Source organism: Kocuria sp. UBA1838, assembly GCF_002338785.1.
Taxonomy (GTDB): domain Bacteria; phylum Actinomycetota; class Actinomycetes; order Actinomycetales; family Micrococcaceae; genus Kocuria; species Kocuria marina.
The window spans coordinates 41,747-64,732 of the sequence record NZ_DDIY01000019.1 but is presented as its reverse complement, the minus strand read 5'-3'; the positions used below and the strand labels follow the sequence as shown (position 1 = coordinate 64,732).

At 69.8% G+C, this 22,986-nt stretch carries 22 protein-coding genes; 4 read left to right on the top strand and 18 right to left on the bottom strand.

The annotated features are described in order from the left end of the window. The 5 genes from B3I25_RS12000 to rpsO form a co-directional block, all read right to left on the bottom strand. Positions 1 to 636, bottom strand: coding sequence for a hypothetical protein (locus tag B3I25_RS12000; RefSeq protein ID WP_286739401.1), 636 nt, complete (start codon positions 634 to 636; stop codon positions 1 to 3). Further along, on the bottom strand, positions 633 to 1,391 hold the full coding sequence (gene dapB / locus B3I25_RS11995) for a 4-hydroxy-tetrahydrodipicolinate reductase (RefSeq protein ID WP_206399328.1): 759 nt from the start codon (positions 1,389 to 1,391) through the stop codon (positions 633 to 635). The genes B3I25_RS12000 and dapB overlap by 4 nt, the downstream gene beginning before the upstream one ends. Positions 1,392 to 1,402: 11 nt before the next feature. Beyond that, positions 1,403 to 2,806 carry a M16 family metallopeptidase gene (locus B3I25_RS11990; RefSeq protein WP_082943244.1) on the bottom strand — a complete coding sequence of 468 codons (1,404 nt, stop codon included), beginning with the start codon at positions 2,804 to 2,806 and terminating at the stop codon, positions 1,403 to 1,405. Between the two features lie 21 nt (positions 2,807 to 2,827). Beyond that, a complete protein-coding gene (locus B3I25_RS11985) occupies positions 2,828 to 5,086 on the bottom strand; it encodes a polyribonucleotide nucleotidyltransferase (RefSeq protein ID WP_064845961.1) in 2,259 nt (752 codons plus the stop codon). Positions 5,087 to 5,331: 245 nt separating this feature from the next. Continuing rightward, complete coding sequence (rpsO, locus tag B3I25_RS11980) at positions 5,332 to 5,601, bottom strand: 30S ribosomal protein S15 (protein ID WP_035963435.1); 270 nt, start codon at positions 5,599 to 5,601, stop codon at positions 5,332 to 5,334. Positions 5,602 to 5,927: 326 nt separating this feature from the next. Here rpsO and B3I25_RS11975 point away from each other — a divergent pair, with 326 nt between their 5' ends. From B3I25_RS11975 to B3I25_RS11965, 3 genes are read left to right on the top strand one after another with little or no spacing between them, the layout of a single operon-like run. Next, positions 5,928 to 6,386, top strand: coding sequence for an S-ribosylhomocysteine lyase (locus tag B3I25_RS11975; protein ID WP_035963447.1), 459 nt, complete (start codon positions 5,928 to 5,930; stop codon positions 6,384 to 6,386). Further along, on the top strand, positions 6,383 to 7,159 hold the full coding sequence (locus tag B3I25_RS11970) for a 5'-methylthioadenosine/adenosylhomocysteine nucleosidase (protein WP_231885512.1): 777 nt from the start codon (positions 6,383 to 6,385) through the stop codon (positions 7,157 to 7,159). The genes B3I25_RS11975 and B3I25_RS11970 overlap by 4 nt, the downstream gene beginning before the upstream one ends. Beyond that, positions 7,152 to 8,024, top strand: a complete 873-nt coding sequence (locus B3I25_RS11965) for an aldo/keto reductase (RefSeq protein WP_286739389.1) — start codon at positions 7,152 to 7,154, stop codon at positions 8,022 to 8,024. The genes B3I25_RS11970 and B3I25_RS11965 overlap by 8 nt, the downstream gene beginning before the upstream one ends. A gap of 19 nt (positions 8,025 to 8,043) precedes the next feature. Here B3I25_RS11965 and B3I25_RS11960 read toward each other — a convergent pair whose 3' ends face one another. The 9 genes from B3I25_RS11960 to rimP form a co-directional block, all read right to left on the bottom strand. Then, positions 8,044 to 9,057: a bifunctional riboflavin kinase/FAD synthetase gene (locus B3I25_RS11960; RefSeq protein ID WP_131333207.1), complete on the bottom strand. Its 1,014-nt coding sequence runs from the start codon at positions 9,055 to 9,057 to the stop codon at positions 8,044 to 8,046. Between the two features lie 48 nt (positions 9,058 to 9,105). Next, a complete protein-coding gene (locus B3I25_RS11955) occupies positions 9,106 to 9,576 on the bottom strand; it encodes a hypothetical protein (RefSeq protein WP_193519683.1) in 471 nt (156 codons plus the stop codon). A gap of 41 nt (positions 9,577 to 9,617) precedes the next feature. After that, complete coding sequence (locus B3I25_RS11950) at positions 9,618 to 9,989, bottom strand: hypothetical protein (RefSeq protein WP_035963481.1); 372 nt, start codon at positions 9,987 to 9,989, stop codon at positions 9,618 to 9,620. Beyond that, the gene (gene truB / locus B3I25_RS11945) at positions 9,989 to 11,191 is read right to left on the bottom strand and encodes a tRNA pseudouridine(55) synthase TruB (RefSeq protein ID WP_286739385.1); all 1,203 of its coding nucleotides are present in this window, start codon (positions 11,189 to 11,191) and stop codon (positions 9,989 to 9,991) included. Before truB ends, B3I25_RS11950 begins: the two co-directional genes overlap by 1 nt. A 4-nt stretch (positions 11,192 to 11,195) precedes the next feature. Beyond that, positions 11,196 to 11,651 carry a 30S ribosome-binding factor RbfA gene (gene rbfA / locus B3I25_RS11940; protein ID WP_098053303.1) on the bottom strand — a complete coding sequence of 152 codons (456 nt, stop codon included), beginning with the start codon at positions 11,649 to 11,651 and terminating at the stop codon, positions 11,196 to 11,198. Between the two features lie 218 nt (positions 11,652 to 11,869). Continuing rightward, positions 11,870 to 14,788, bottom strand: coding sequence for a translation initiation factor IF-2 (gene infB / locus B3I25_RS11935; RefSeq protein WP_193519685.1), 2,919 nt, complete (start codon positions 14,786 to 14,788; stop codon positions 11,870 to 11,872). Positions 14,789 to 14,904: 116 nt separating this feature from the next. Continuing rightward, entirely contained in the window at positions 14,905 to 15,237 is a 333-nt protein-coding gene (locus tag B3I25_RS11930; protein WP_064845966.1) for a YlxR family protein, read from the bottom strand. A 125-nt stretch (positions 15,238 to 15,362) separates the two neighbouring features. After that, entirely contained in the window at positions 15,363 to 16,340 is a 978-nt protein-coding gene (nusA, locus tag B3I25_RS11925; protein WP_035963501.1) for a transcription termination factor NusA, read from the bottom strand. Between the two features lie 146 nt (positions 16,341 to 16,486). After that, on the bottom strand, positions 16,487 to 16,978 hold the full coding sequence (gene rimP, locus B3I25_RS11920; RefSeq protein WP_035963505.1) for a ribosome maturation factor RimP: 492 nt from the start codon (positions 16,976 to 16,978) through the stop codon (positions 16,487 to 16,489). Between the two features lie 96 nt (positions 16,979 to 17,074). On the opposite strand from rimP, the gene B3I25_RS11915 reads away from it, so the two are divergent. Next, positions 17,075 to 18,085, top strand: coding sequence for a hypothetical protein (locus tag B3I25_RS11915; protein WP_286739375.1), 1,011 nt, complete (start codon positions 17,075 to 17,077; stop codon positions 18,083 to 18,085). A gap of 19 nt (positions 18,086 to 18,104) precedes the next feature. Here the strand turns inward: B3I25_RS11915 and B3I25_RS11910 are convergent, their stop codons facing one another. The 4 genes from B3I25_RS11910 to ispG all read right to left on the bottom strand — a co-directional run bounded on the left by B3I25_RS11910 (position 18,105) and on the right by ispG (position 22,881). After that, entirely contained in the window at positions 18,105 to 18,911 is an 807-nt protein-coding gene (locus tag B3I25_RS11910; protein WP_064845970.1) for a sulfite exporter TauE/SafE family protein, read from the bottom strand. Between the two features lie 21 nt (positions 18,912 to 18,932). Next, complete coding sequence (locus tag B3I25_RS11905) at positions 18,933 to 20,759, bottom strand: proline--tRNA ligase (protein ID WP_064845971.1); 1,827 nt, start codon at positions 20,757 to 20,759, stop codon at positions 18,933 to 18,935. A 98-nt stretch (positions 20,760 to 20,857) separates the two neighbouring features. After that, a complete protein-coding gene (locus B3I25_RS11900) occupies positions 20,858 to 21,676 on the bottom strand; it encodes a GNAT family N-acetyltransferase (protein WP_231885514.1) in 819 nt (272 codons plus the stop codon). Positions 21,677 to 21,714: 38 nt separating this feature from the next. Beyond that, positions 21,715 to 22,881 (bottom strand): flavodoxin-dependent (E)-4-hydroxy-3-methylbut-2-enyl-diphosphate synthase, encoded by a 1,167-nt coding sequence (ispG, locus tag B3I25_RS11895; RefSeq protein ID WP_064845973.1) that lies wholly within the window; start codon positions 22,879 to 22,881, stop codon positions 21,715 to 21,717. Between the last annotated feature and the right edge of the window lie 105 nt (positions 22,882 to 22,986).

Below are 22,986 nucleotides of genomic sequence, written 5' to 3'. Positions count from 1 at the left end.
TTACCGCCCAGAGCGGGCGAGCACCGTTTCCGGATCCGTCCCCCGATGTAGGGCTATGGCGGTGCGCATGGACCTGCGGGCCCGCCGGCCGTCGCCGCTCGCGGAGTACGCGAGGCTCAGTCGGTACCACCCGCCCCAGTCTGCGGGGAACGCCTCGACCTCGCGGCGCACGACGTCGAAGTGCTCGTCCGCGGCGGCCCGCACGTACCGTCCGGACGGGGTCCTCGGCAGATCGTCCGCGGGAAGCTCACCGCGCGCGGCGAGTTCCCGGCCGAGGCGTTCTGTGCGGGCGCCGAAGACGATCTCGCGCACCATGGCCCACGTGCCCACCGCGGGGATCACGAGCATGGCCACGCCCAGCAGGGTGGGCAGCCAGCCCCCCGTGCCGAGCAACAGGACCGCCCGGTGGAAGGCCAAGGCGAGGTACAGGGCCAGCAGCCCGATCATGAGCGCGGCCAGGATACGACCCTTCGCACCCACCTCGAGCACGGTGAACACCGCGGCGAACGCGAGCATGGCGACGAGCCAGATCTTGGAGCCCACGGAGATCGGCAGGATAAGCACCGTGATCACGAGCAACACGATCACGGCCGTGGCCCACCAGCGCAGACCAGAGAAGGAACGGGCGCGGCTCACAGCCCCAGGTCCATGTAGCCGTCCAAGCCGTGGGTCAGCCCCGGGTGCTTCGCGACCGAGCGCACGCCCAACAGCACACCCGTCATGAAGGACACGCGGTCGAAGGAATCGTGGCGCACGGTCAGCTGCTCCCCCGTGTTGCCCAGCAGGGTCTCCTGGTGGGCCACGAGCCCGCGTAACCGCACCGAGTGCACGTGCACACCGTCCAGGTCCGCACCGCGTGCGCCGTGCGGATCGGATTCCGTGGCATCCGGCGACGGCGCCACACCGGCCCGTTCGCGCGCGGCGGCCACGAGCGCAGCGGTTCGCGCCGCGGTACCGGACGGGGCGTCGAGCTTCTGGGGGTGGTGCAGCTCCACGATCTCCACGGACTCGAAGAACGCCGCGGCCATCTCGGAGAACCTCATGGCGAGCACCGCACCCACCGCGAAATTGGGGGCGATCAGCACACCCGTGTCCGGGGAATCGGCGAGCCACGACTCGAGCTCGGCCAGAGTGGCGTCGTCCCAGCCCGTGGTCCCCACGACCGCGTGGATACCGTGTTCCACGGCGAAGCGCACGTTCTCCCGCGTGGCGCTCGGGACCGTTAGGTCCACGACCACCTGGGCGCCGGAGCTCACGATCTCCTGCAGGTCGTCACCGCGACCGAGGGCCGCGACGAGTTCCATGTCCGAGGCGTCCGTGATGGCCTTCACTGCCTCGGAGCCCATGCGTCCGTTGCGGCCCAGTACGGCCACCTTGATCTGCTCGTTCATTTGATCCCGCCTCATTCCTGGTTCTGCTCGACGTGCGGCCCCACCACGGTGCGCACCGTGGCGTCCGCGGACAATTGCGCGGCCAGTGCCTGCACGTCCTCGGACGTCACGGCGCGGATGCGCCGCAGGGACTCGTCCACGTCCATGAAGATGCCCGTCTTCAGTTCCGCGGACCCCAGCCGGGACATCCGTGACCCTGTGTCCTCGAGGGCGAGGACCGTGGCACCGCTGAGTTGGCCCTCGACCTTCGCGAGTTCTGCCGCATCCATCCCGTCCTGGGCGAGCCGGTCCAGCTCGGCGCGCATGAGCTCGCTGACCTGGTCCACGCGCTCGCCCGTGCACCCCGCGTACATCCCGAAGAACCCGGCGTCCGAGTAGGAGCCCGAGAAGGAGAACGTGGAGTACGCGAGCCCCTTCTGCTCCCGGATGGTGTGGAACAACCGCGAGGACATCCCGCCACCCAGGGCGGCGTTGAGCACGGTCATCGCGAAGCGACGCTCGTCCCCCGACTGCAGTCCGGCGCCGCCCAGCACCACGTGGGCCTGCTCGACCGGGCGCTCGAACGTGTGGGTCCCCACCAGGGGCGTCAGCTGCGCCGGCGAGGAGTCCCGCCGGGCACCGGCGTGACCGGTCGCGTCCGGGTCCCAGCCCGCGCGGGCCAGGGACTCGCGCACGAGTTCCACGACGCGGTCGTGGTCGAGGCCCCCGGCCACCGTGACCACGAGGTTCTCGGGGCGGTAGGAGCCGCGGTAGTGCTGCCACACCGCGTCACGGGTCACGGAGCGGATCTCCTCGGGGGTGCCCGCGATGGGCCGCGCGAGCGCGGACCCGTGGAGCACCTCGGCGTTGAACTGTTCGAACGCGAAGTCCGTGGGATCGTCCCGGTCCATGGCGATCTCCTCGAGGATCACACCGCGTTCGCGGTCGAACTCCTCGGGGTCCAGGACGGCACCGGTGAACATGTCCGCGAGCACGTCCACCGCCATGGGCAACTGCTCGGAGAGCACCCGTGCGTGGTAGCACGTGTGTTCGTGGGCCGTGAACGCGTTGGACTCCCCGCCCACGCGGTCGAAGGCCTCCGCGATCTCGAGCGAACTGCGCCGGGAGGTGCCCTTGAACAGCAGGTGCTCCAGGAAGTGCGTGGAACCGAGCATGCCCGGGGCCTCGTCACGCGAGCCCAGGCTCACCCAGAACCCCACGGACACCGAACGCTGCCCGGGCATCTTCTCGGTGAGCACCCTGGTCCCGCACGGCAGGACGGTGCGCATGATCACGGCGCCCTCGGCGTCGTCGTGCACCACGTGGGTGAAGCCCGGCGCCTGCGCCGTGGCCGAATAGGCCCGAAGGCGGGCGGCCCCGCCGGAGACGTGCTCCGCGGGATCGCCCGCCCTCAGGGGAAGGTGAACAACTGTCATCTAGTAACGAACACCCTCTGCTCAGTTCTCGTCGTCGGAGGACTCGGCCGGGGCCTCGGACTCGGCCACGACGGGCGCGAGGGACAGCTTGCCGCGGTCGTCCACCTTGGTGATCTCCACCTGGACCTTCTGGCCCACGGACACGACGTCGTCGACCTCGTTTACGCGCTTGTTGTCGTTGAGCTTGCGCATCTCGGAGATGTGGAGCAGACCATCCTTGCCCGGGGTCAGGGACACGAACGCACCGAACGTGGTGGTCTTGACCACGGTGCCCAGGTAGCGCTCGCCCACCTCGGGGACCTGCGGGTTGGCGATCGCGTTGATCGCCGAGCGCGCGGCCTCCGCGGAGGGGCCATCCGTGGCGCCGATGTACACGGTGCCGTCGTCCTCGATGGAGATGTCGGTGCCGGTGTCCTCCTGGATCTGGTTGATCATCTTGCCCTTGGGGCCGATCACCTCACCGATCTTGGACACGGGCACGTTCACCGAGATCACGCGCGGCGCGAACTCGCTCATCTCGTCCGGGGCGTCGATCGCGGAGGTCAGCACGTCCAGGATGTAGAGCCGGGCCTCGCGCGCCTGGGTCAGGGCCGAGGCCAGGACCGAGGCGGGGATACCGTCCAGCTTGGTGTCCAGCTGGATCGCGGTCACGAACTCGGACGTACCGGCGACCTTGAAGTCCATATCACCCAGCGCGTCCTCCGCACCGAGGATGTCGGTCAGGGCCGCGTACTGGACCTCGCCGTTGACGGTGTCGGAGACCAGGCCCATGGCGATACCGGCCACGGGAGCGCGCAGCGGCACACCGGCGTTGTACAGCGACAGCGTGGACGCGCACACGGAACCCATGGACGTGGAGCCGTTGGATCCCAGCGCTTCGGAGACCTGACGGATCGCGTACGGGAACTCCTCCCGAGAGGGCAGCACGGGCGTGATCGCACGCTCGGCGAGCGCGCCGTGACCGATCTCGCGGCGCTTGGGCGAACCCACGCGGCCGGTCTCACCCGTGGAGTACGGGGGGAAGTTGTAGTGGTGGATGTAACGCTTGTGCTTGACCGGGGCCAGCGAGTCGATCTGCTGCTCCAGCTTGAGCATGTTCAGCGTGGTGACACCCATGATCTGGGTCTCTCCGCGCTCGAACAGCGCGGAACCGTGCACGCGCGGGAGCACGTCCACCTCGGCGCTGAGCTGACGGATGTCCGTGAGACCGCGGCCGTCGATGCGCACCTTGTCCTTGAGGATGCGCTGGCGCACGGTCTGCTTGGTTAGGGCCTGGTAGGCACCGTTGACCTCGTCCGCGCGGCCCTCGAAGGCCTTGCCCTCGCCCGTGAGCTCGGACAGCGTGGACTGGTGCAGTTCGTCGGTCGCGGCCTCGCGCTCCTGCTTGCCGGCGATCGAGTAGACCTCCGCCATGCGCTCGCCCACGAAGTCCTTGACGGCCTCGGCGGCGTCGTCCCCGTACCCGCCGAAGCGAGGCAGGTCCAGCTCGGGCTTGGCGGTGCGGGAGGCGAGATCCGCCTGGGCGTCGCACAGGGCCTTGATGAACGGCTTGGCGGCCTCGAGGCCCTCGGCCACGAGCTCCTCGGTCGGTGCGACCGCGCCCTGGCCCTTGATGAGCTCCCAGGCGTTGTCGGTGGCCTCGGCCTCGACCATCATGATCGCGACGTCCGAGCCGCCGTCCTTGGTGCTCACCACGCGGCCGGCCACGGCCATGTCGAACACGGCGTTCTCCAGCTGCGAGTGCTTGGGGAACGCAATCCACTGATGGGAACCGTTCTCCTGGGCCATGAGCGCCATGCGCACGCCGCCCACGGGGCCCTGGAAGGGCAGCCCGGACAGGGTCGTGGACATGGACGCGGCGTTGATCGCCACGGTGTTGTAGATCTCGTCCGGGGCGATGGACGTGACGGTCACGACCACCTGCACCTCGTTGCGCAGGCCCTTGCCGAACGCGGGGCGCAGCGGGCGGTCGATCAGACGGCACGTGAGGATCGCGTCCGTGGACGGGCGACCCTCACGGCGGAAGAACGAACCGGGGATGCGACCCGCGGCGTACATCCGCTCCTCGACGTCCACCGTGAGCGGGAAGAAGTCGAAGCCCTCCCGCGGGTGCTTGCCCACGGCCGTGGCCGAGAGCATGGAGGTCTCTTCGTCGATGTAGACCATGGCCGAACCCGCGGCCTGGCGGGCGAGTCGGCCGGTTTCGAAGCGCACGACGCGCTTGCCGTACGAGCCGTTGTCGATGACGGCTTCTGCACTCTGGATTTCGGGACCCTCCAAGGGTCACCTCCGTTTCTTCGTGGTGCGCGATCCGCGCGACACACCGGTCTTCGATCGAGGCGCTCGCAGCGCGTGAGCGTTGCGAAGGCCACTGTCGAGGACCGCGACATGCAGCGCGGTCACGCCATGACGTGATTTCTCGTTGGACTGTCCGGACAGGCGGTCCGGGTGGCGGTGTTCGTCACGAACAGCGCCGGTTGCGGCGGTTCCCCGCGCTCCGACAGGGGCACGGGGAACCGGTCACATCACTTGCGCAGGCCGAGGCGCTCGATGAGCGCACGGTAGCGGGCGATGTCGGTGCGACGCAGGTAGTCCAGCATGCGACGACGCCGTCCCACCAGGGCCATGAGGCCACGGCGGGTGTGGTGGTCGTGCTTGTGCATCTTCAGGTGCTCGGTCAGATCGGAGATCCGACGGGACAGCACCGCGATCTGCACCTCGGGCGAACCGGTGTCACCCTCGTGCGTCGCGTACTCGGTGATGATCTGGTTCTTGATCGTGGCATCCAGGGCCATGTGTAACTCCTCGAGTCAGTACCGTGACCGCCCGGTGCGAGAGATTCTCGCCCGGGGTCCGGGAGCGAGCTCCCGGGGTCGGACCGCCACGGACCGCAGTCAGACCAGCGTCCATCCTAACCGATCCTCCGCCGGGGCACCGTAAGGACCGTCACCACTCGGCATACGACGGCGCGGCGCACCGCTGCAGGGCCCCGCACCCACACGGTGCGGCAGCGCCGTCGCAATCCCGCGGGAGGGCCAGCGCCGTCCAACGAGAGCGACGTCGCCGCCCCGCGGGAGCGCCCCGGACGTGCGAAGCGGGACCGACCTGGAACAATGGGGGCATGCAGAAGATGAACGTCGAATCATTCAACCTGGACCACCGCAGCGTGGCCGCCCCCTACGTGCGGATCGCGGATCGGAAGGAACTGCCGGGTGGTGACACCCTCGTGAAGTACGACGTCCGCTTCACCCAGCCCAACCAGGCGCACCTGGAGATGCCGGCGGTACACTCGATCGAGCACCTCACCGCGGAGCACATGCGCAATCACACGGACGCCCTGATCGACTTCTCCCCCATGGGCTGCCAGACCGGTTTCTACGCGCTCATGCTGGGAGTGGAGACCGAGGAGTTCGAGCGCCTGCTCGAGCGCACCTTCCGGGACATCCTCGAGGCGGACGAAGTCCCGGCCGCGAACGAGGTGCAGTGCGGCTGGGGCGCCAACCACAGCCTCGAGGCCGCCCAGGACGCGGTGCGCGGATTCCTGGCCGAGCGCGAGCACTGGGACGAGGTCACGCGGTGACGGACGACGCCGCACGGTTCGCCGCGTGCGTGGGCGCACCGGCCGTCGTGGTCGCCATGGCGGAGGAGGCCGAACCGTTCCTCGCGGACGCCGACTCCCGCTGCGAGAACCCCCACGTGATCGGCGGTGCCGAGCTGTACGCCGTCGAGGCCGCGGGGCGCCCCGTGCTCGTGGTGCGTACCGGGATCGGATTGGTCAATGCCGCGTCGACCCTGAGCGTGATGCTGGAGCGGTTCGAACCGAGCGCCGTGATCTCCGCCGGTTCCGCCGGGGGCCTGCGCGCGGACGTCAACGTGGGTGACCTGGTGATCGGCACCGAGTTCCGCTACGCGGACGCGGACGCGACCGCCTTCGGGTACGAACCGGGACAGGTGCCCGGGATGCCCCCGGCCTTCGCGGCGTCGTCGGAGCTCGTGACGGCCGCGAGCAGCCTCGTGGCCGCAGAGGGCTACGCCGCGTGGCGCGGGACGATGCTCTCGGGCGGTGCGTTCGTCACGGCGCGCAACGTGGGGGCGACCCGCGAGGTGTTCCCCGAAGCCCTGAGCACGGACATGGAGACCACGGCGCTCGCGCACGTGTGCCACGACCGTGGCGTGCCCTTCCTGGCCGTGCGCGCGATCTCGGACCTGTGCGGTCCCGCCGCGGACCAGCAGTTCCACATGGAACTGGACATCGTGGCCCGGATCAGTGCCCAGGCCGTGACCGAACTGCTCGGCGGGCTCCCGCCCGTCCAGCCACCCACACGTCGAGAAGAACGAGGAACGCATGAGTGACGACAAGACCAAGGACCTGAAGGACGCCGCCCCGGACGTCGCCAAGCACGTGCTGCGCGACGGTCACGAGATCCCCCAGCTGGGGTTCGGCACGTACCCCATGGACGACGCCGAGGCCGAGGCCCTGATCCCCGAGGCCGTGTGGCGCGGCTACCGGCTCATCGACACCGCGGTGAACTACGGCAACGAACGCGGCGTGGGCCTCGGTGTGCGCTATTGCGACATCCCCCGCTCGGACCTGTTCCTCACGTCCAAGCTCCCGGGCCGGGATCACGGTACGGACAGCGTGCGGCGGTCACTCGAGGGCACGCTCGAACGGCTCGGCACGGACTACCTGGACCTCTACCTGATCCATTGGCCCAACCCCAGCGTGGACCGGTACGTGGACACGTGGCGCGCCATGATGGCCGCGCGCGACGAGGGCCTCATCCGCTCGATCGGTGTCTCCAACTTCCTGCCCGAACACCTCCTGCGCCTGAAGCGGGAGACCGGGGAGATGCCCGTGGTCAACCAAGTGGAGCTGCACCCGCAGTACCAGCAAGAGACCCTGCGGGCGTTCCACGAGGAGCACAAGATCCTCACCGAGGCGTGGTCCCCGCTGGGGCGCAAGACGGACCTCCTGCAGGACCCGTGGCTCGTGGAGATCGCACGCAAGGTGGGACGCACCCCGGCCCAGGTGGCGCTGCGCTGGCACGTGCAGTCGAGCATCGTGGCGATCCCCAAGTCCTCGAACACCGAGCGCATGGCGGAGAACATCGACGTGTTCGAGTGGGAACTCACGGACGAGCAGATGGAACGGGTGCGCATGCTGCACACCGGCATCAGCGGTTCGGGGTTCGACCCCTCCGTGCACGAGGAGATGTGATCAGCCCCACCGGGTGAGCTCAGTCGGTCCCGCGCGCCTGTTCCCGCAGGATGTCGCGGGACCGATTCACGTCGTCGCGCATCTGGGACACGAGCGCGTCGATCCCCCGGTAGGCCACCATCCCGCGCAGGCGTTCCACGAATTCGACCACCACGGTCTGCCCGTAGAGGTCGAAGTCCTCCACGGCCTCGTCCGGGCGGTCGATCACGTGGGCCTCGACCTGGCGGTTCACACCGTCGAACGTGGGATTCGACCCCACGGAGATCGCCGTGGGCCAGCGGGTGCCGTCCTGGTCCACGAGCCAGCCCGCGTAGACCCCGTCCGCCGGGATGAACCCCGTGGCCTCGGGTGCCAGGTTGGCCGTGGGGAAGCCCAGTTCACGCCCGCGTGCGGCCCCGTGCACCACTTCCCCGCGCATGCGGTGGTGCCGGCCGAGCAGTTTGGCAGCACCGCGGATGTCCCCCGCCTCGAGACACGAGCGCACCCACGTGGACGAGCAGCGACGGTCGTCGCTCCAGCCCACCAGACCGTTGAGTGCATCCGTGTCCTCGGGGACCAGACCCGCGACGTCGTCCACGACCTCGACCTCGAAGCCGTGTTCACGGCCGAGCTCCCTGATCACCGGCAGGTCCCCCGTGTTGTCACGCCCGAGCCGGACGTCCGACCCGATCACGAGACACACCGCGCCCAGCGGTTTCACGAGGTAGTCGACCACGAACTCCTCGGGGCTCAGCTCGGAGAACTCGAGGCTGTACGGCAGCACGAGGACGGCGTCCACGCCTGTGGCCTCAAGGGCGTCGAGCTTGTCCTCGAGACCCATGATGAGTCCGGGGTGAGATTCGGGCCGGTGCACGAGAGCCGGGTGCGGATCGAAGGTCACGACCACGGAGCGGGCCTCGAGACGCCGGGAGGTCTCGAGCAGCCGCGCGAACACGTGTTGATGACCGCGGTGGACACCGTCGAAGTTGCCGATGCTCACCACGGAGGGACCGAATCCCGGGGTGACCTCGTCCAGGCTTCTCCAGCGAATCACTGTTCTCCTCGATGTCTTCTGCGTGGTCAGGGTGTGTGCGGGCGACGTCTAGAGCCTACCGCTCCGCCGGGAGGGCCGTGTCAGCCACAACCACACGAGCCCCACGATCGGGAGCACGAGCGGCACGTAGCCGTAGCCGGCACCGAAGTGGGACCACACGCTCGCCTTGGGGAACAACTGCGGTTCCAGGACACTGAGCAGGCCCACGCCCAGCACACCCACGAGCTCCACGACCACGGCCACCGTGGCGACCCTGTGCCAGCCCGGACCGGACTTGGCCAAGGCGATCGTCGCCAGGACGTAGATCGCGGCGGAGATCGTGGACAGGATGATCGCGAGCGGGGCCACGGAGAACTCGGTGGCGAGCTGGTAGAGCGAGCGCACCCCCGCGGAGAGCGAGAAGACGGCGTACACCACGATCAGCAGCCGCCCGAACCCCGAGTTCTTCCGGTCGGATCCCGCGCGGGGCCCCGACCGCCCGAAACGGTTCTGCAGCGTGGTGCGTGAGGGCTCAGCCATGCTCGTCCTTCCCCCGGCGGCCCGTCCCGGCCGCTGCGGCGTCACTGGTAGTAGTAGATGAAGTTCATGCGGTAGACCATCACGGCCACCACGGGACCGGCGGCGGCCAGGATGAGGGTGGACCACCGCGAGCGTTCCACGAGGGACCACACGAACGTCCCCGCGGGGATCAGCAGCGCCGTGAGCAAGTAGCCCCAGTACTCGAGCAGGCTCCCGGAGGGATCCGGACCCAGCACGGGCAGGAACACTGAGCCCACCGCGTAGACCAGCAGGAACGCCTCGAGCACGAGCACGGAACCCTGGGAGAAGTCGTCCGGCGCACGGCCGCGCGCGGCCTGCACGAGGCAGATCACGCACGAGAGCGCACCCAGGACCACCGATGCCCAGAACCACCCGTCATAACCCCACAGCATCAGTCGTGCGTCCGTTCCGTTCGCTTGGTTCCGTCCTGTCCCGCTCCGGGGTCACCCGCCCCGGGTTTTTTCACGCCTGTATCATCTGGCGCCGCGGCAGCCGTGAACGTCACCCCCGCCGCGATCCCGAGCACCGACGTCGTGTACCGGCGGTCGGCGGGGCCACGGTCCTCGGCGAGGGCCACGAGTGTCCCGTCCGGTGCGAAGCATGCGACGGGCAGCTCCGCCCGGGATCCCTCGCGCCCCTCGGAGCCCGACGCCGCGGCGTCGCCGGCGGATGCGGTGTCGCCGGCGCCTGCCCCGGAACGAGACGCGGCGCCGTCGACCTGCGACGCGCCGCCAGGATGAACCTGCGTCGCGGCGATCCTGCGCCCGTGCGACAGGTCCGTGGCCTCCCGGGCGGTGAGCTCGCGCACGGGAAACAGTCCGCGGGCGGCGTCGTCGATCGGCAGCGTCGAGACCGTGCCGCCGGCGCGCACCTGCTCCGTGAGCTCGTCGAGCGTGTGCGACTGCTCGAGCGTGAACGACCCCACGCGCGTGCGCCGCAGCGCCGTGAGGTGCCCGCCCACGCCCAGGGCCTCCCCGAGGTCGCGCGCGAGGGCGCGGATGTACGTCCCGGAGGAACACGTCACGGTCGCATCGACATCCACCGCGGTGGGCTCAGCCTCGGTCGGCTCGCGGGAGATCCCGTGCACCGTGAACTCGTGGACGGTGACCGGTCGCGCGGGCAGCTCCACGTCCTCACCCTTGCGCACGCGGGCGTACGAGCGCTGCCCGTCCACCTTGATCGCGCTGACCGCGGACGGGACCTGCTGGATCTCACCGGTCAGCTCGGCGACCGCGGCCAGGACGGCGTCATCGGTGAGCGCGGCGAGCCGCTCGGGCGCGGCCGTGCTCGTGACGTCCCCCTCGGCGTCGTCGGTCACGGTCGCGGCACCCAGGCGGATGCTCGCCCGGTACGTCTTGTCCGTGCCCGTGACGTAGGTCAGCAGCTTGGTGGCCTTCTCGATCCCCACGACCAGCACGCCCGACGCCGCGGGGTCCAGCGTGCCCGCGTGACCCACCTTGCGGGTCCCCGCGAGACGGCGCATGCGCGAGACGACGTCGTGCGAGGTCCAGCCGAGCGGTTTGTCCACGACGACGAGCCCGGCCACCCTCGGGAGCGAGGGTGCCGGGCTCGGGATCTGCTGGCGATCGGTCACCGGGTCAGTCCCGCGACCGGCTCTCGGGGGCTTCGTCATCCGCGTCGGACGTGCGGTAGGCGTCCTCCCCCGCGGCGTACTGAGCGCCCTGGGCCTGTTCAGCCACCTGGGCGTCCTTCTCACGCGCGGTGCGCAGCAGCGACTCGAGACGTGCGGCGTCCGCGGGGATCTCGTCCGCGACGAAGGTGAGCGTGGGGGTCAGGCGCGCGGTGATGTTCCTACCCACCTCGGAGCGCAAGATGCCCTTGGCGGACTCCAGGGCCCGCGCGGTCTCCTGACGCTGCGTCTCGTCCCCGTAGACGGTGTAGTACACGGTCGCATGCTGCAGGTCGTTGGTGACCCGCGCGTCCGTGACGGTCACGAAACCCACCCGGGGGTCCTTGATCCTGCGTTCGAGCGCCTGGGCCACGATCACCTTGATGCGATCGGCCAGTCGAGCGGCGCGGGCGGCGTCGGCCATGGTGGTACTCCTCGTGTCCGGGCAACGCCGGGGCGTTGCACTGTGCGGGGATGGTGCGCCGTGACGCGCCACCCGGTGCGATCCGCCCATCACGGAACGGATCGCGGTGCGGGCGGGGTGCCCGCGTGATCCCCGTGGGAATCACACGGGCACCCGGACCCGCTGTCACATGGTCGCGGCCGGTGCGCTCGCGTGAGTGCACCGGCCGCGGGAACCCGTCAGTCGCGCGGCTTCTCGCGCATCTCCCAGGTCTCGATGAGGTCGCCCTCGCGGATGTCGTTGAAGGAACCGAGTCCGATACCGCACTCGTAACCCTCGCGCACCTCGGTGGCGTCGTCCTTGAACCGGCGCAGCGAATCGATGGTGAGGTTGTCCTGCACCACGTTGCCGTCGCGCACCAGGCGGGCCTTGCCGTTGCGGCGCACCACACCCTTGGTGATGTACGCACCGGCGATGTTGCCCCACTTGGACGAGCGGAAGACCTCGCGGATCTCGGCGGTACCGAGCTCCACCTCCTCGTACTCCGGCTTGAGCATGCCCTTGAGCGCGCTCTCGACGTCGTCGATCGCGTTGTAGATCACGGAGTAGAACTTCATCTCCACGCCCTCGCGCTCGGCCAGGTCCGTCACGCGCTCGGCGGGACGAACGTTGAAGCCGATGATCACGGCGTTGTCCACCGTGGCCAGGTTGACGTCGTTCTGGGTGATCGCGCCCACGCCGCGGTGGATGACCCGCAGCTGGACCTCTTCGCCCACGTCGATCTTGAGCAGCGAGTCCTCAAGCGCCTCCACGGCACCGGACACGTCACCCTTGATGATGAGGTTGAGGGTATCGATCTTGCCCTCGGCCACGGCCTCGTCGAAGGACTCGAGCGTGATCCGCTTGCGGCGCTTGGCGAGTTGGGCATTGCGGTCCGCGGCCTCACGCTTCTCGGCGATCTGACGCGCGGTGCGCTCCTCCTGGGTGGCCAGGAACGTGTCACCCGCGCGCGGCACGGAGGACAGACCCAGCACCTGCACCGGGCGGGACGGCAGCGCCGCCTCCACGGTGCGGCCCATCTCGTCGAACATGGCACGCACGCGACCGTACGCGGCACCGGCCACGATCGAATCGCCCACAGTGAGGGTGCCGGACTGGACCAGCACGGTGCACACCGCGCCGCGGCCCTTGTCCAGGTTGGCTTCGATGGCGACGCCGCGGGCGTTCTTGTCCGGGTTCGCCTGCAGTTCCAGAGCGCCGTCCGCCGTGAGCACGATGGCGTCCAGCAAGTCGTCGATGTGCAGGTTCTCGCGGGCGGAGACGTCCACGAACATGGTGTCGCCGCCGTACTCCTCGGGCACCAGGCCGTACTCGGTGAGCTGACCGCGGATCTTCTCCGGGTTGGCGTCCGGCTTGTCGACCTTGTTCACGGCCACCACGATCGGCACGTTCGCCGCCTGGGCGTGGTTGAGTGCCTCGACGGTCTGCGGCATCACGCCGTCGTCCGCGGCGACCACGAGCACGGCGATGTCCGTGACCTGCGCACCACGGGCACGCATCGCGGTGAACGCCTCGTGACCCGGGGTGTCGATGAACGTGATGAGCCGTTCCTGACCGTCCACCTCGGTGGAGATCTGGTACGCACCGATGTGCTGGGTGATGCCGCCGGCCTCACCCTCGATCACCTTGGTGTTACGGATCGCGTCCAGCAGGCGGGTCTTACCGTGGTCCACGTGACCCATGACGGTGACCACCGGCGGGCGCGGTGCCAGGACGTCCTCGCCCTCAGCCTCCAGTTCCGCCTCGAGGTCGATGTCGAAGGACTCGAGCAGCTCGCGCTCCTCGTCCTCCGGGGAGACCACCTGGATTTGGTAGCCGAGCTCGGCACCTAGCAGCTGGAAGGTGTCCTCGTCCAGGGACTGGGTCTGCGTGGCCATCTCACCCAGGTGGATGAGCACGGTCACGAGCGACGCCGGGTTCGCGTTGATCTTCTCCGCGAAGTCCATGAGCGAGGCACCGCGGCGCAGCCGCACCACAGTGCTGCCGTCGCCGTGGGGAACCGACACGCCGCCGACGGCGGGTGCGCTCATCTGCTCGAGCTCTTGGCGCTTCGCCCGCTTCGACTTGCGGTGCTTGCCGCGGGCACCACCGCGACCGAAGGCACCCTGCGTGCCACCGCGGCCACCGCGGCCGCGGAAACCACCGCCGCCACCGGTACCACCGCCGCCGGCGCCACCACCGCGGCGGGGTCCCCCACCGGGTGCCGGGCGGCTACCGATCGGAGCCACACCCGTGGTGTGACCGGGCATCATGTTCGGCGAGGGGCGGGGTCCACCGGGACGGGGGCCGCCCTGACCCGTTCGCGGTGCACCCGTACGGGGCGCACCGGGACGCGGGCCACCCTGGCCCGCCTGAGCGGGACGGGGGCCACCCGGACGGGGACCGCCGGGACGGGGTCCGCCCTGACCGGCATTGCTCGAACGCATCCCCTGCTGGGACGCGAACGGGTTGTTACCGGGACGCGGTGCTCCGGGCTTGGCCGAGCGCTGCTGGCCGGGGCGCGGCGCACGCTGACCACCGTCGGAACCGCGGCCCATGCCCTGCTGGGACGCGAACGGGTTGTTCCCCGGACGCGGTGCGGACTGACCCGGCTTGGCACTACCGGGCTTGGGGGCGTTGGCACGGGGGCCCGGGGTCGCCGCACTGCGCGGCGTGGCCGAGTCGGAGGCAGCTGGCTTGGAGGCAGCGGGCTTCGCGACCGGGGTCTCGGAGGCCTGGGGCTCGGACGCCGACTTCGCGGGGGCCTTGGGGGCACCCGGGGTCGGCGCGGCGGATCCGGCAGCGGGCTTGGCCGCGGCGTCGGAACCGGCGGGCTTGGACTGGACCCTGCCCCCGGGCTTGGGCGCGGAGGACTTCTCCGCGGGCTTCCTGGCGCCCTGCTGCGCGGGCTTGCCGGAGTTGCCCCCGGCGGAGTTCTTGGACTGCGCGGCGGAATCGCCACCGGCGGGGTACGCCGAACGCAGCTTCTTGGCCACGGGCGGTTCCACCGTGGAGGACGCTCCGCGAACGAATTCGCCGAGTTCCTGAAGTTTGGAAATAGCTTCCTTGGACGTGATTCCGAGCTCTTTCGCGAGCTCGTGGACACGGGGCTTGGCCACTGTTCTCCTGTCTCGGTCCGCACCGAAACAGGTACGAACCGCTTATTTTCCGTTGACGTGGCCACCGGACGCACACGTGCGTCCCGCGTGGCCGCGGGTTGAGTACTCGAAGGCACTCATCGGCCGGCACTCATCGGTTTTCCATGGGCTTCTGACTCGCTTTCCTGGTGTTCGTCCTCCTGCACCGGCAGGAGGACGCGCAGCTGTTGCTCGAGGTCGTCCGTGGTCACGGCGGTACGGAACGAGCGATGGAACGCCCGTTTGCGCACCGCGGTGGCAACGCACTGCCGGGTGGCGTGCACCCAGGCTCCTCGGCCTCCCGCTCGGCGGTGAAGATCCGCCACGACCCGGGGGCCCTGTGGCGTGTCCTCCATCGTCACGCGGACGAGTTGATCAGGGGGGCTCACCTCTCGGCACCCCACACAGGTACGAAGACTGTTGACGCTCATCCCCGCTCCTCATGACCCGTCGTCCGGTTTTCAGGCGGCACGGAACCGCGCGGAAGGACGATGGTCGACCTGATCAGAGCAAAGTCTAGCGCGCCGCGCGGGATTCCCCCGAATCCTGGGGTTGTTCAGCGATCCGTCGCGCGGGATTCGGGGACGATGTCGATGCGCCACCCCGTGAGCCGCGCGGCCAGGCGGGCGTTCTGCCCCTCCTTGCCGATCGCGAGGGACAGCTGGGCATCCGGGACGACGGCGCGCGCGGAGCGGGCACCCTCGTCCAGCACGTTCACCCGGGACACCCGCGCCGGGGACAGGGCGTTGCCAATGAACCGGGCGGGATCGTCCGAGTAGTCGATGATGTCGATCTTCTCGTCTCCGAGCTCGTTCATCACCGCGCGCACGCGCGAACCCATGTCACCGATGCACGCACCCTTGGCGTTGGCCCCGGGGCGCTTGGCGGCCACGGCCATCTTGGTGCGGTGCCCGGCCTCGCGCGCCAGGGTCACGATCTCCACGGAACCGTCCGCGATCTCGGGGACCTCCATCTCGAACAGTCGGCGCACCAGATCCGGGTGGGAGCGGGACAGCGTGATGGACGGGCCCTTGAACCCGCGCTTGGCCTCCACGACGAACGCGCGGATCCGCTGACCGTGCTCGTAGCGCTCCCCGGGGACCTGCTCGTGCGGCGGCAGCAGTCCCTCCACGGTGCCCAGGTTCACCTGGACCATCTTGGGGTTGTTGCCCTGCTGGATCTGACCGGAGACGAGTTCCCCCTCGCGGCCCTTGAAGTGACCCAGGACGTTGTCGTCCTCGACGTCGCGCAGTTTCTGCAGGATGACCTGGCGCGCGGTCGCGGCGGCGATACGACCGAAACCGGACGGGGTGTCGTCGAACTCGCCCACCCGCTCGTCGTTCTCGTCCAGCTCGGGAGCCCAGATGGTCACGTGTCCACTGCGACGCTCGACCTCGGCGCGGGCGCCGTTGATGGCCCCCGGCGAGCGCATGTACGCGAGCAGCAGGGCCTGTTCGATCGTGGGGATCAGCACGTCCACGGGGATGTCGCGCTCGCGTTCCAGCAAGCGCAGGGTGCTCATGTCGATGTCCATGTGTCCGGCCTTCCTTCACACCACGCGGGGGTTCCGCACCGTATTCGGAGCCGGGAACCAAACAGCGCGCCGCACGCGGGGTGCGGAGCGCTGCTGCATGGGTCTGTCTCGTGTTCTTCCGGCTATCGTACATCCCCGCGGGGACGTCAGATCTCCACCTCCACCTTGGCACCGCGCACGTCCGCGTAGGCCACGCGCTCGGGGTCCAGGTACTTCACCGGCATTCCCTTCTTGGGTTGGTGCCAGCGCTGGACCACGGCGTGGTCCTCGTGCGCCTCGAGCAGCCGCGCCGAGTAGCGCTCCCCCTCCGCGGGCCGGATCCGCACGAGGTGACCCACGCTGCGCCGCCAATGCCGCGGCGTCTCCAGGTCGCGTGTGGCCCCCGGCGAGGAGACCTCGAGTTCATACGGCGGGCCGGGCACGGGGTCGTCGCGGTCCAGGGCGTCGGAGACCTGCCGCGCCACCTCCGCCACGCGGTCCAGGCTCAGAGAGTCCGTACCGTCCGGCAGGTCCACGAGCACGCGCAGCATCCGGTTCCCGCCCTGGCCCGTGAACTCGCACTGCTCCAGGAAGAGCCCGGCGGCCTCGACCACCGGTTCCACGCTCGCGCGGATGCGCGTCTCGTCCACTGTCGTCATGTCCGTCCTCCTTGTGCGGCTCGCGGCGTCACCGCGCCGCGTTCGTCCTGCGTGCTGCTCCCTATCATGGAACAGACCCGTCCCCCGGAGGAATTCGTGAGTTCTCGCCCGCCCGCACCCCCCGCCAGCGCCTGGCGCGTCCTGGCCGTGGCGCTCACCCTGGTCCTGGTGCTCGTGCTCGCCGCGGGTTTGTGGGCTCGTTGGCGTTCGTTGTCCAACGACGACGCCGCACGCCTCGGCGCGCGCGCGACCGTCGCCTCCGTGCGCACGGGCCTGCGCCCCGATCCCTCGGTCCTTCCCGACGCCGTCCTGGCGGATCAGGAGGCCGCATTCGGCCCGGCGGCAACTCCCTCCCAGGCCCGCCACCTCGAGGCACGCGGTACCGGGGCCCCGCCGGGTTCACTGGCCGACGCCGCAGCCTGGCTCGAAGACGTCGCCAGGACCTCGCCGAACGGGGAGCTGGCGGCCACCGCCGCGAGCGTCGCGGCGTCGTGGTGGGCGGCGGAGCCACCACCGGCTGGCGCGGACCCCACCGCACGCCGAACAGAAGAGAGCGAGGCGGGTTCGGGGGCCGGTTCCCCCGCAACGTCGGACGGATCCGCAGGGGAACGGGACGGTGACGGCCCTGGCAGCGGAGCGGCATCGAAAGTACCCACCGAGGAAGGGGACGGCGAGGACACCGACGACGACGCGGCGTCGTCGTGCGAACCTGCGCAGCTCGCCGCGGTCACGGCCCTGGACCGTGCGCGGTTCACCGCCGAGGCGGCCGCTGCGCGGATCCCGGCCGACGCCGCACAGAGGGGCACCATGGACGCGGTCACGGACACGCTCGATGCCACGCTGCGTGAGCCGGCGGTGACTCCGATGTTGTCGTGCGATCCCGCACCCGTCGCGGGCGGTCACGTCCTGCCCGCCGGCTTCGCGGAGGACCCCACCCGAGCGGTGGGCGGGACACTGCGCGAGGCGAGCGCCGCCCTCGTGTCCGCCGTGGGGGCGTCGTCGCCCGAGGACCGGGACTGGCTGCTCACGGCGCTGCTGGAGACGGCCGTCGCAGCGCAGCGCCTGGACCCCGAACACCCGGTGCCCGCCCTGCCGGGGAGGGACTGACGCGCGGCGCACGCGCCGGTCAGCGACCCGTGAGGACGTCCCACCCGAGCTTGGCGATCAACACCGTGACCACTGTAAAGAAGACCACGCGGATGAACGCGCTGCCCCGGGCCACCGCGGTGCGTGCGCCGAGGTAACCCCCGGCCATGTTGCTGAGCCCGAGCACGAGACCCAGCCCCCACAGGACGGAACCGTGCGCGGCGAAGACCGCGATGGCGCCGATGTTCGTGGCCAGGTTGACGATCTTGGCCTTCGCGCTCGCCGCGAGGAAGCTGTAGCCCAGTAACGATACGAGCCCGATGATCAGGAACGACCCCGTTCCCGGGCCCATGACGCCGTCGTAGAAACCGATCAGGGCGCCCAGCGCGACAGCCAGTCCGTAGTGCCGCGCGCCGGTGTGTCGCAGCGCGGTCAGCTGACCCATGGACGGCTTGGCCACCGTGAACACGAGCACGGCGATCAGCGCGAGCACGATGATCGGCTTGAACACCGCGGCCGGGAGTGCGGCGGCCACGGCCGCACCCGCCCCCGACGCGACGAGGGCCACGACGGCCATGGGCAGCGCGGTGCGCAGGTCCGGGTGGACGCGACGGTAGAACGTCACCGCGGACGTGGTCGTGCCGAACACCGAGCCCATCTTGTTCGTCGCGAGCGCCTGGACCGGTGTGATGCCCGGGATCAGCAGCATCACGGGCAGTTGGAGCAACCCTCCACCGCCCACCACGGCGTCGATGAACCCCGCGGCGAAACCCGTGAGCACCAGCAGCACGACGAAGCCGGAGGCGGCGGAGTCCAGACCGGAGCCCGCGAGGGAGGACAGGTCCATGACGGAACACCCGGGCCAGGACTACAGGGTGTCGTCCGCGGGGGTATCCGATCCGCGCAGTTCGGCGGTGAGTTCGGCAACCACGTCCTCGCGCGCGATGTCCCGGGACTGCCCGCTGCGGCGGTCCTTGAGCTCGAGCATCCCGTCCTTGAGCCCGCGGCCCACCACGAGCACGGTGGGTACGCCCAGCAGCTCGGCGTCGCCGAACTTCACACCCGGGGAGACCTTGGGACGATCGTCGAACAGGACGCTGATCCCGGCGTCCTCGAGGTGCGCGACGATCTCCTCCGCGGCCTCGAGCACCTCCGTGCCCTTGCCCGTGGCGACCACGTGGACGTCCGCGGGGCTGAGGTCGCGCGGCCACAACAGGCCCTTGTCGTCGTGGTAGAACTCCGCCACGGCCGCGAGCGCGCGGGTCACGCCCACACCGTAGGAGCCCATGGTCACGGTCACGAGCTTGCCGTTGCTGTCCAGCACCCTGAGCCCGAGGGCATCGGCGTACTTGCGCCCGAGCTGGAAGACGTGGCCCATCTCCATGCCACGCGCGATCTCGAGGGGCCCGGAACCGTCCGGTGCGGGGTCCCCGTCACGCACCGTGCAGGCCTCGAGGGTGCCGTCCCACGAGAAGTCGCGCTCGGCGACCAGGTGGTAGACGTGGGTCTCGGCCACGTTCGCGCCGGTGATCCACGAGGTGCCCGGCACCACGCGGGGGTCCACGAAGTACGGGATGCCCGTGCGGGACTCGGAACCGAGCAGGGCGTCGTCGCGGCTCAGACCCGGACCGATGTAGCCCTTGACGAGTTCGGGCACGGCACGCAGCTCGTCCTCGGTCGCGGCGGCGACCTCGAGTTCACCGCCCTGTCCGAGGGCCTCACCGATCCCGGCTTCCACGCGCTTGAGGTCCACGTCGCGGTCCCCGGGAACGCCCACGGCCACGAGCTGACGCTTACCACCGGGCAACGAGACGGACAGCACGACGTTCTTGAGCGTGTCCGCGGCGGTCCACGGCTCGCCTTCGCGGGGGTGCAACTCGTTGGAGCGCTCCACAAGCGTCTCGATCGTGGGGCTCGCGGGGGTACGGTGCACGTGGGCCGCAGGAGCGTCCGCGTAGTCGATCGGTTCCGGGACCACCGTCGTCACGGCTTCCACGTTCGCGGCGTAGCCTCCAGCCGAGCGCACGAAGGTGTCCTCACCCACGGACGAGGGGTGCATGAACTCCTCGGACCGGGATCCGCCCATGGCCCCCGAGGTCGCGGACACGGCCACGACCGGCAGGCCGAGGCGTTCGAAGATCCGCACGTACGCCGCGCGGTGCTTAGCGTAGGACTCGTCCAACCCCGCGTCGTCGATGTCGAACGAGTAGGAGTCCTTCATGATGAACTCCCGCCCGCGCAGCAGACCCGCGCGGGGGCGGGCTTCGTCCCGGTACTTGGTCTGGATCTGGTACAGCGAGACCGGGAGGTCCTTGTAGGACGAGTAAAGATCCTTCACGAGCAGCGTGAACATCTCCTCGTGCGTGGGCGCGAGCAGGTAGTCCGCGCCCTTGCGGTCCTGCAGCCGGAAGAGGTTCTCACCGTACTCGGTCCAGCGGTTGGTGGCCTCGTAGGGTTCGCGCGGCAACAGCGCCGGGAAGTGCACCTCCTGGGCGCCGATCGCGTTCATCTCCTCGCGCACGATCCGCTCGACCTTCCCCAGGACGTTCAGCCCCAGGGGCAACCACGTGTAGATCCCGGGCGCCGCGCGGCGGATGTACCCGGCGCGCACCAGGAGCTTGTGGCTGTCCACGTCTGCGTCCACGGGGTCTTCGCGCAGCGTGCGCAGGAACAAGGAACTCAGGCGAAGGGGCATGAAGGGATCCTATCCACCCGTGAAGGGATCGATCGAAGCGGCGGGTATCCCCGCGAGTCTATCGCTGCGCGGCACCGGCGCACGCCGGGCCCGGGGGCTCACAGGAGGACCGTGGCGAAATCCCCGTGCCGCCGGAAACCCACTCGGCGGTATGTGGCCAGGGCGGGTGCGTTGAACGAGTTCACGTAGAGGCTCACGGTCGGGACGTACTGCCGGGCGAGCGCCACGGTCGCGGCCATACACGGCACGGCCAGTCCCCTCCCCCGGTGCTCGGGGTCCACCCACACGCCCTGGATCTGGCACACGGACCCGTGCAGCGACCCGATGTCCGCCTTGAAGATCACGGTGCCGTGCTCGTCGGTGAGCACCGCGGTCCTGCGATCGCGCACGAGGGAGCGCACTCGCTGGCGGTAACCCTCCGCCCCGGTGGTGAAGGGGGAGTACCCCACTTCCTCGGTGAACATGGCCGCGGCCGCGGGCAGCACGCGAGGGAAGTCCTCGTCCTGCGCCCATCGCACATCGCGGGCGGGCCCCGTGAACAACTCGGGTGCGGGATCACGGTCCATCACGAGCAGCGGTTGCACGGGACGGACGTCGAAGGGTTCGGGCCACGTGTCCCGCAATCGTTCCCACAGTCCGAGCACGGGATCGGCGGGACCGAAGAACGAGGCGAAGCGGGGGCCGCCGCGGGCCAGGACGTCCGCGACGAGGTCCGTCCCGGTCTGGTCGAGCACCACGGGGACCACGTTGGTTCCCGCCCAGCACGCGCCCACGAGCTCGCCGGAGGAGTCCACCACACCGATCACGGGCGGCTGCCGCCGACCGCGGGCGGCCCGGATCCGGGCCACGTGCGCCGCGACGAACACCCCGGACACCGCGTGCCGCGCCAGCAGGCGGTCCAGTGCCGACTGGTTCACGGCGGCGGGTGAGAGCACCCGCGGGGCGCGGCGCAGGATCACCCGGCGGTCACAACCGGCGCGCCCTCGACCGGCTGGCCGTTCTCGTCCAATTCCATGCTCTCGGCCATCTCATTGGCCTGGGCGAGCAGGGTCTCCACGATCTGGTCCTCGGGAACGGTCTTGATGACCTCACCGCGCACGAAGATCTGGCCCTTACCGTTGCCCGAGGCCACGCCCAGGTCCGCTTCGCGGGCTTCCCCCGGGCCGTTGACGACGCAGCCCATCACGGCCACGCGCAGCGGCACGGTCAGGTGGGCCAGGCCCTCGTTGACCTCCTCGGCGAGCTTGTAGACGTCCACCTGCGCGCGCCCGCACGAGGGGCACGAGACGATCTCGAGCTTGCGCGGGCGCAGCCCAAGCGACTGCAGGATCTGATTGCCCACCTTGACCTCTTCGACCGGAGGCGCGGACAGGGACACGCGGATGGTGTCCCCGATGCCCTGACCGAGCAGGATGCCGAAGGCGGTCGCGGACTTGACGGTGCCCTGCAGGGCCGGGCCGGCCTCCGTGACACCCAGGTGCAGCGGCCAGTCTCCGCGCTCGGCGAGCAACTGGTAGGCGCGCACCATGGTCACGGGGTCGTTGTGCTTGACGGAGATCTTGAAGTCGTGGAAGTCGTGCTCCTCGAACAGCGAGGCCTCCCACACGGCGGACTCCACGAGCGCCTCCGGGGTGGCCTTGCCGTACTTCTGCAGCAGGCGCTTGTCCAGTGAGCCCGCGTTCACGCCGATCCGGATGGACACGCCCGCGGCCTCCGCCGCACGGGAGATGCCCTCGATCTGGTCGTCGAACTTGCGGATGTTGCCCGGGTTCACGCGCACACCGGCGCACCCGGCGTCGATCGCGGCGTAGACGTACTTGGGCTGGAAGTGGATGTCCGCGATCACCGGGATCGGGGACTTCATGGCGATGATGGGCAGGGCGTCGGCGTCGTCCTGGGACGGGCACGCCACGCGCACGATGTCGCAACCGGCGGCGTTGAGCTCGGCGATCTGCTGCAGCGTGGCGTTGATGTCCGTGGTGGGGGTCGTGGTCATCGACTGGACGCTGATCGGGTGCTCCGACCCCACACCCACCGCACCCACCTGGATCTGGCGGGTCTTGCGCCGGGGCGAGAGCACCGGTTGGGGCGCGGCGGGCATACCGAGATTGACCGAGGTCACGAATTGCCTCCCAAGGAAGTGGCGTCCGGGGCCCGTGACGCGCGCCCCGCGATGTTGCACTGTCCATTGTGCCCCACTCCTCCCACGTGCTACAGCCGCACGTGA

What these genes read in the sequence shown, in the direction of transcription:
- dapB (WP_206399328.1), bottom strand. Translation starts at nt 1,391, where the DNA reads ATGAACGAGCAGATCAAGGTGGCCGTACTGGGCCGCAACGGACGCATG.
- B3I25_RS11990 (WP_082943244.1), bottom strand. Translation starts at nt 2,806, where the DNA reads ATGACAGTTGTTCACCTTCCCCTGAGGGCGGGCGATCCCGCGGAGCAC.
- rpsO (WP_035963435.1), bottom strand. Translation starts at nt 5,601, where the DNA reads ATGGCCCTGGATGCCACGATCAAGAACCAGATCATCACCGAGTACGCG.
- B3I25_RS11975 (WP_035963447.1), top strand. Translation starts at nt 5,928, where the DNA reads ATGCAGAAGATGAACGTCGAATCATTCAACCTGGACCACCGCAGCGTG.
- B3I25_RS11965 (WP_286739389.1), top strand. Translation starts at nt 7,152, where the DNA reads ATGAGTGACGACAAGACCAAGGACCTGAAGGACGCCGCCCCGGACGTC.
- B3I25_RS11955 (WP_193519683.1), bottom strand. Translation starts at nt 9,576, where the DNA reads ATGGCTGAGCCCTCACGCACCACGCTGCAGAACCGTTTCGGGCGGTCG.
- B3I25_RS11950 (WP_035963481.1), bottom strand. Translation starts at nt 9,989, where the DNA reads ATGCTGTGGGGTTATGACGGGTGGTTCTGGGCATCGGTGGTCCTGGGT.
- rbfA (WP_098053303.1), bottom strand. Translation starts at nt 11,651, where the DNA reads ATGGCCGACGCCGCCCGCGCCGCTCGACTGGCCGATCGCATCAAGGTG.
- B3I25_RS11930 (WP_064845966.1), bottom strand. Translation starts at nt 15,237, where the DNA reads ATGAGCGTCAACAGTCTTCGTACCTGTGTGGGGTGCCGAGAGGTGAGC.
- nusA (WP_035963501.1), bottom strand. Translation starts at nt 16,340, where the DNA reads ATGGACATCGACATGAGCACCCTGCGCTTGCTGGAACGCGAGCGCGAC.
- rimP (WP_035963505.1), bottom strand. Translation starts at nt 16,978, where the DNA reads ATGACGACAGTGGACGAGACGCGCATCCGCGCGAGCGTGGAACCGGTG.
- B3I25_RS11910 (WP_064845970.1), bottom strand. Translation starts at nt 18,911, where the DNA reads ATGGACCTGTCCTCCCTCGCGGGCTCCGGTCTGGACTCCGCCGCCTCC.
- B3I25_RS11905 (WP_064845971.1), bottom strand. Translation starts at nt 20,759, where the DNA reads ATGCCCCTTCGCCTGAGTTCCTTGTTCCTGCGCACGCTGCGCGAAGAC.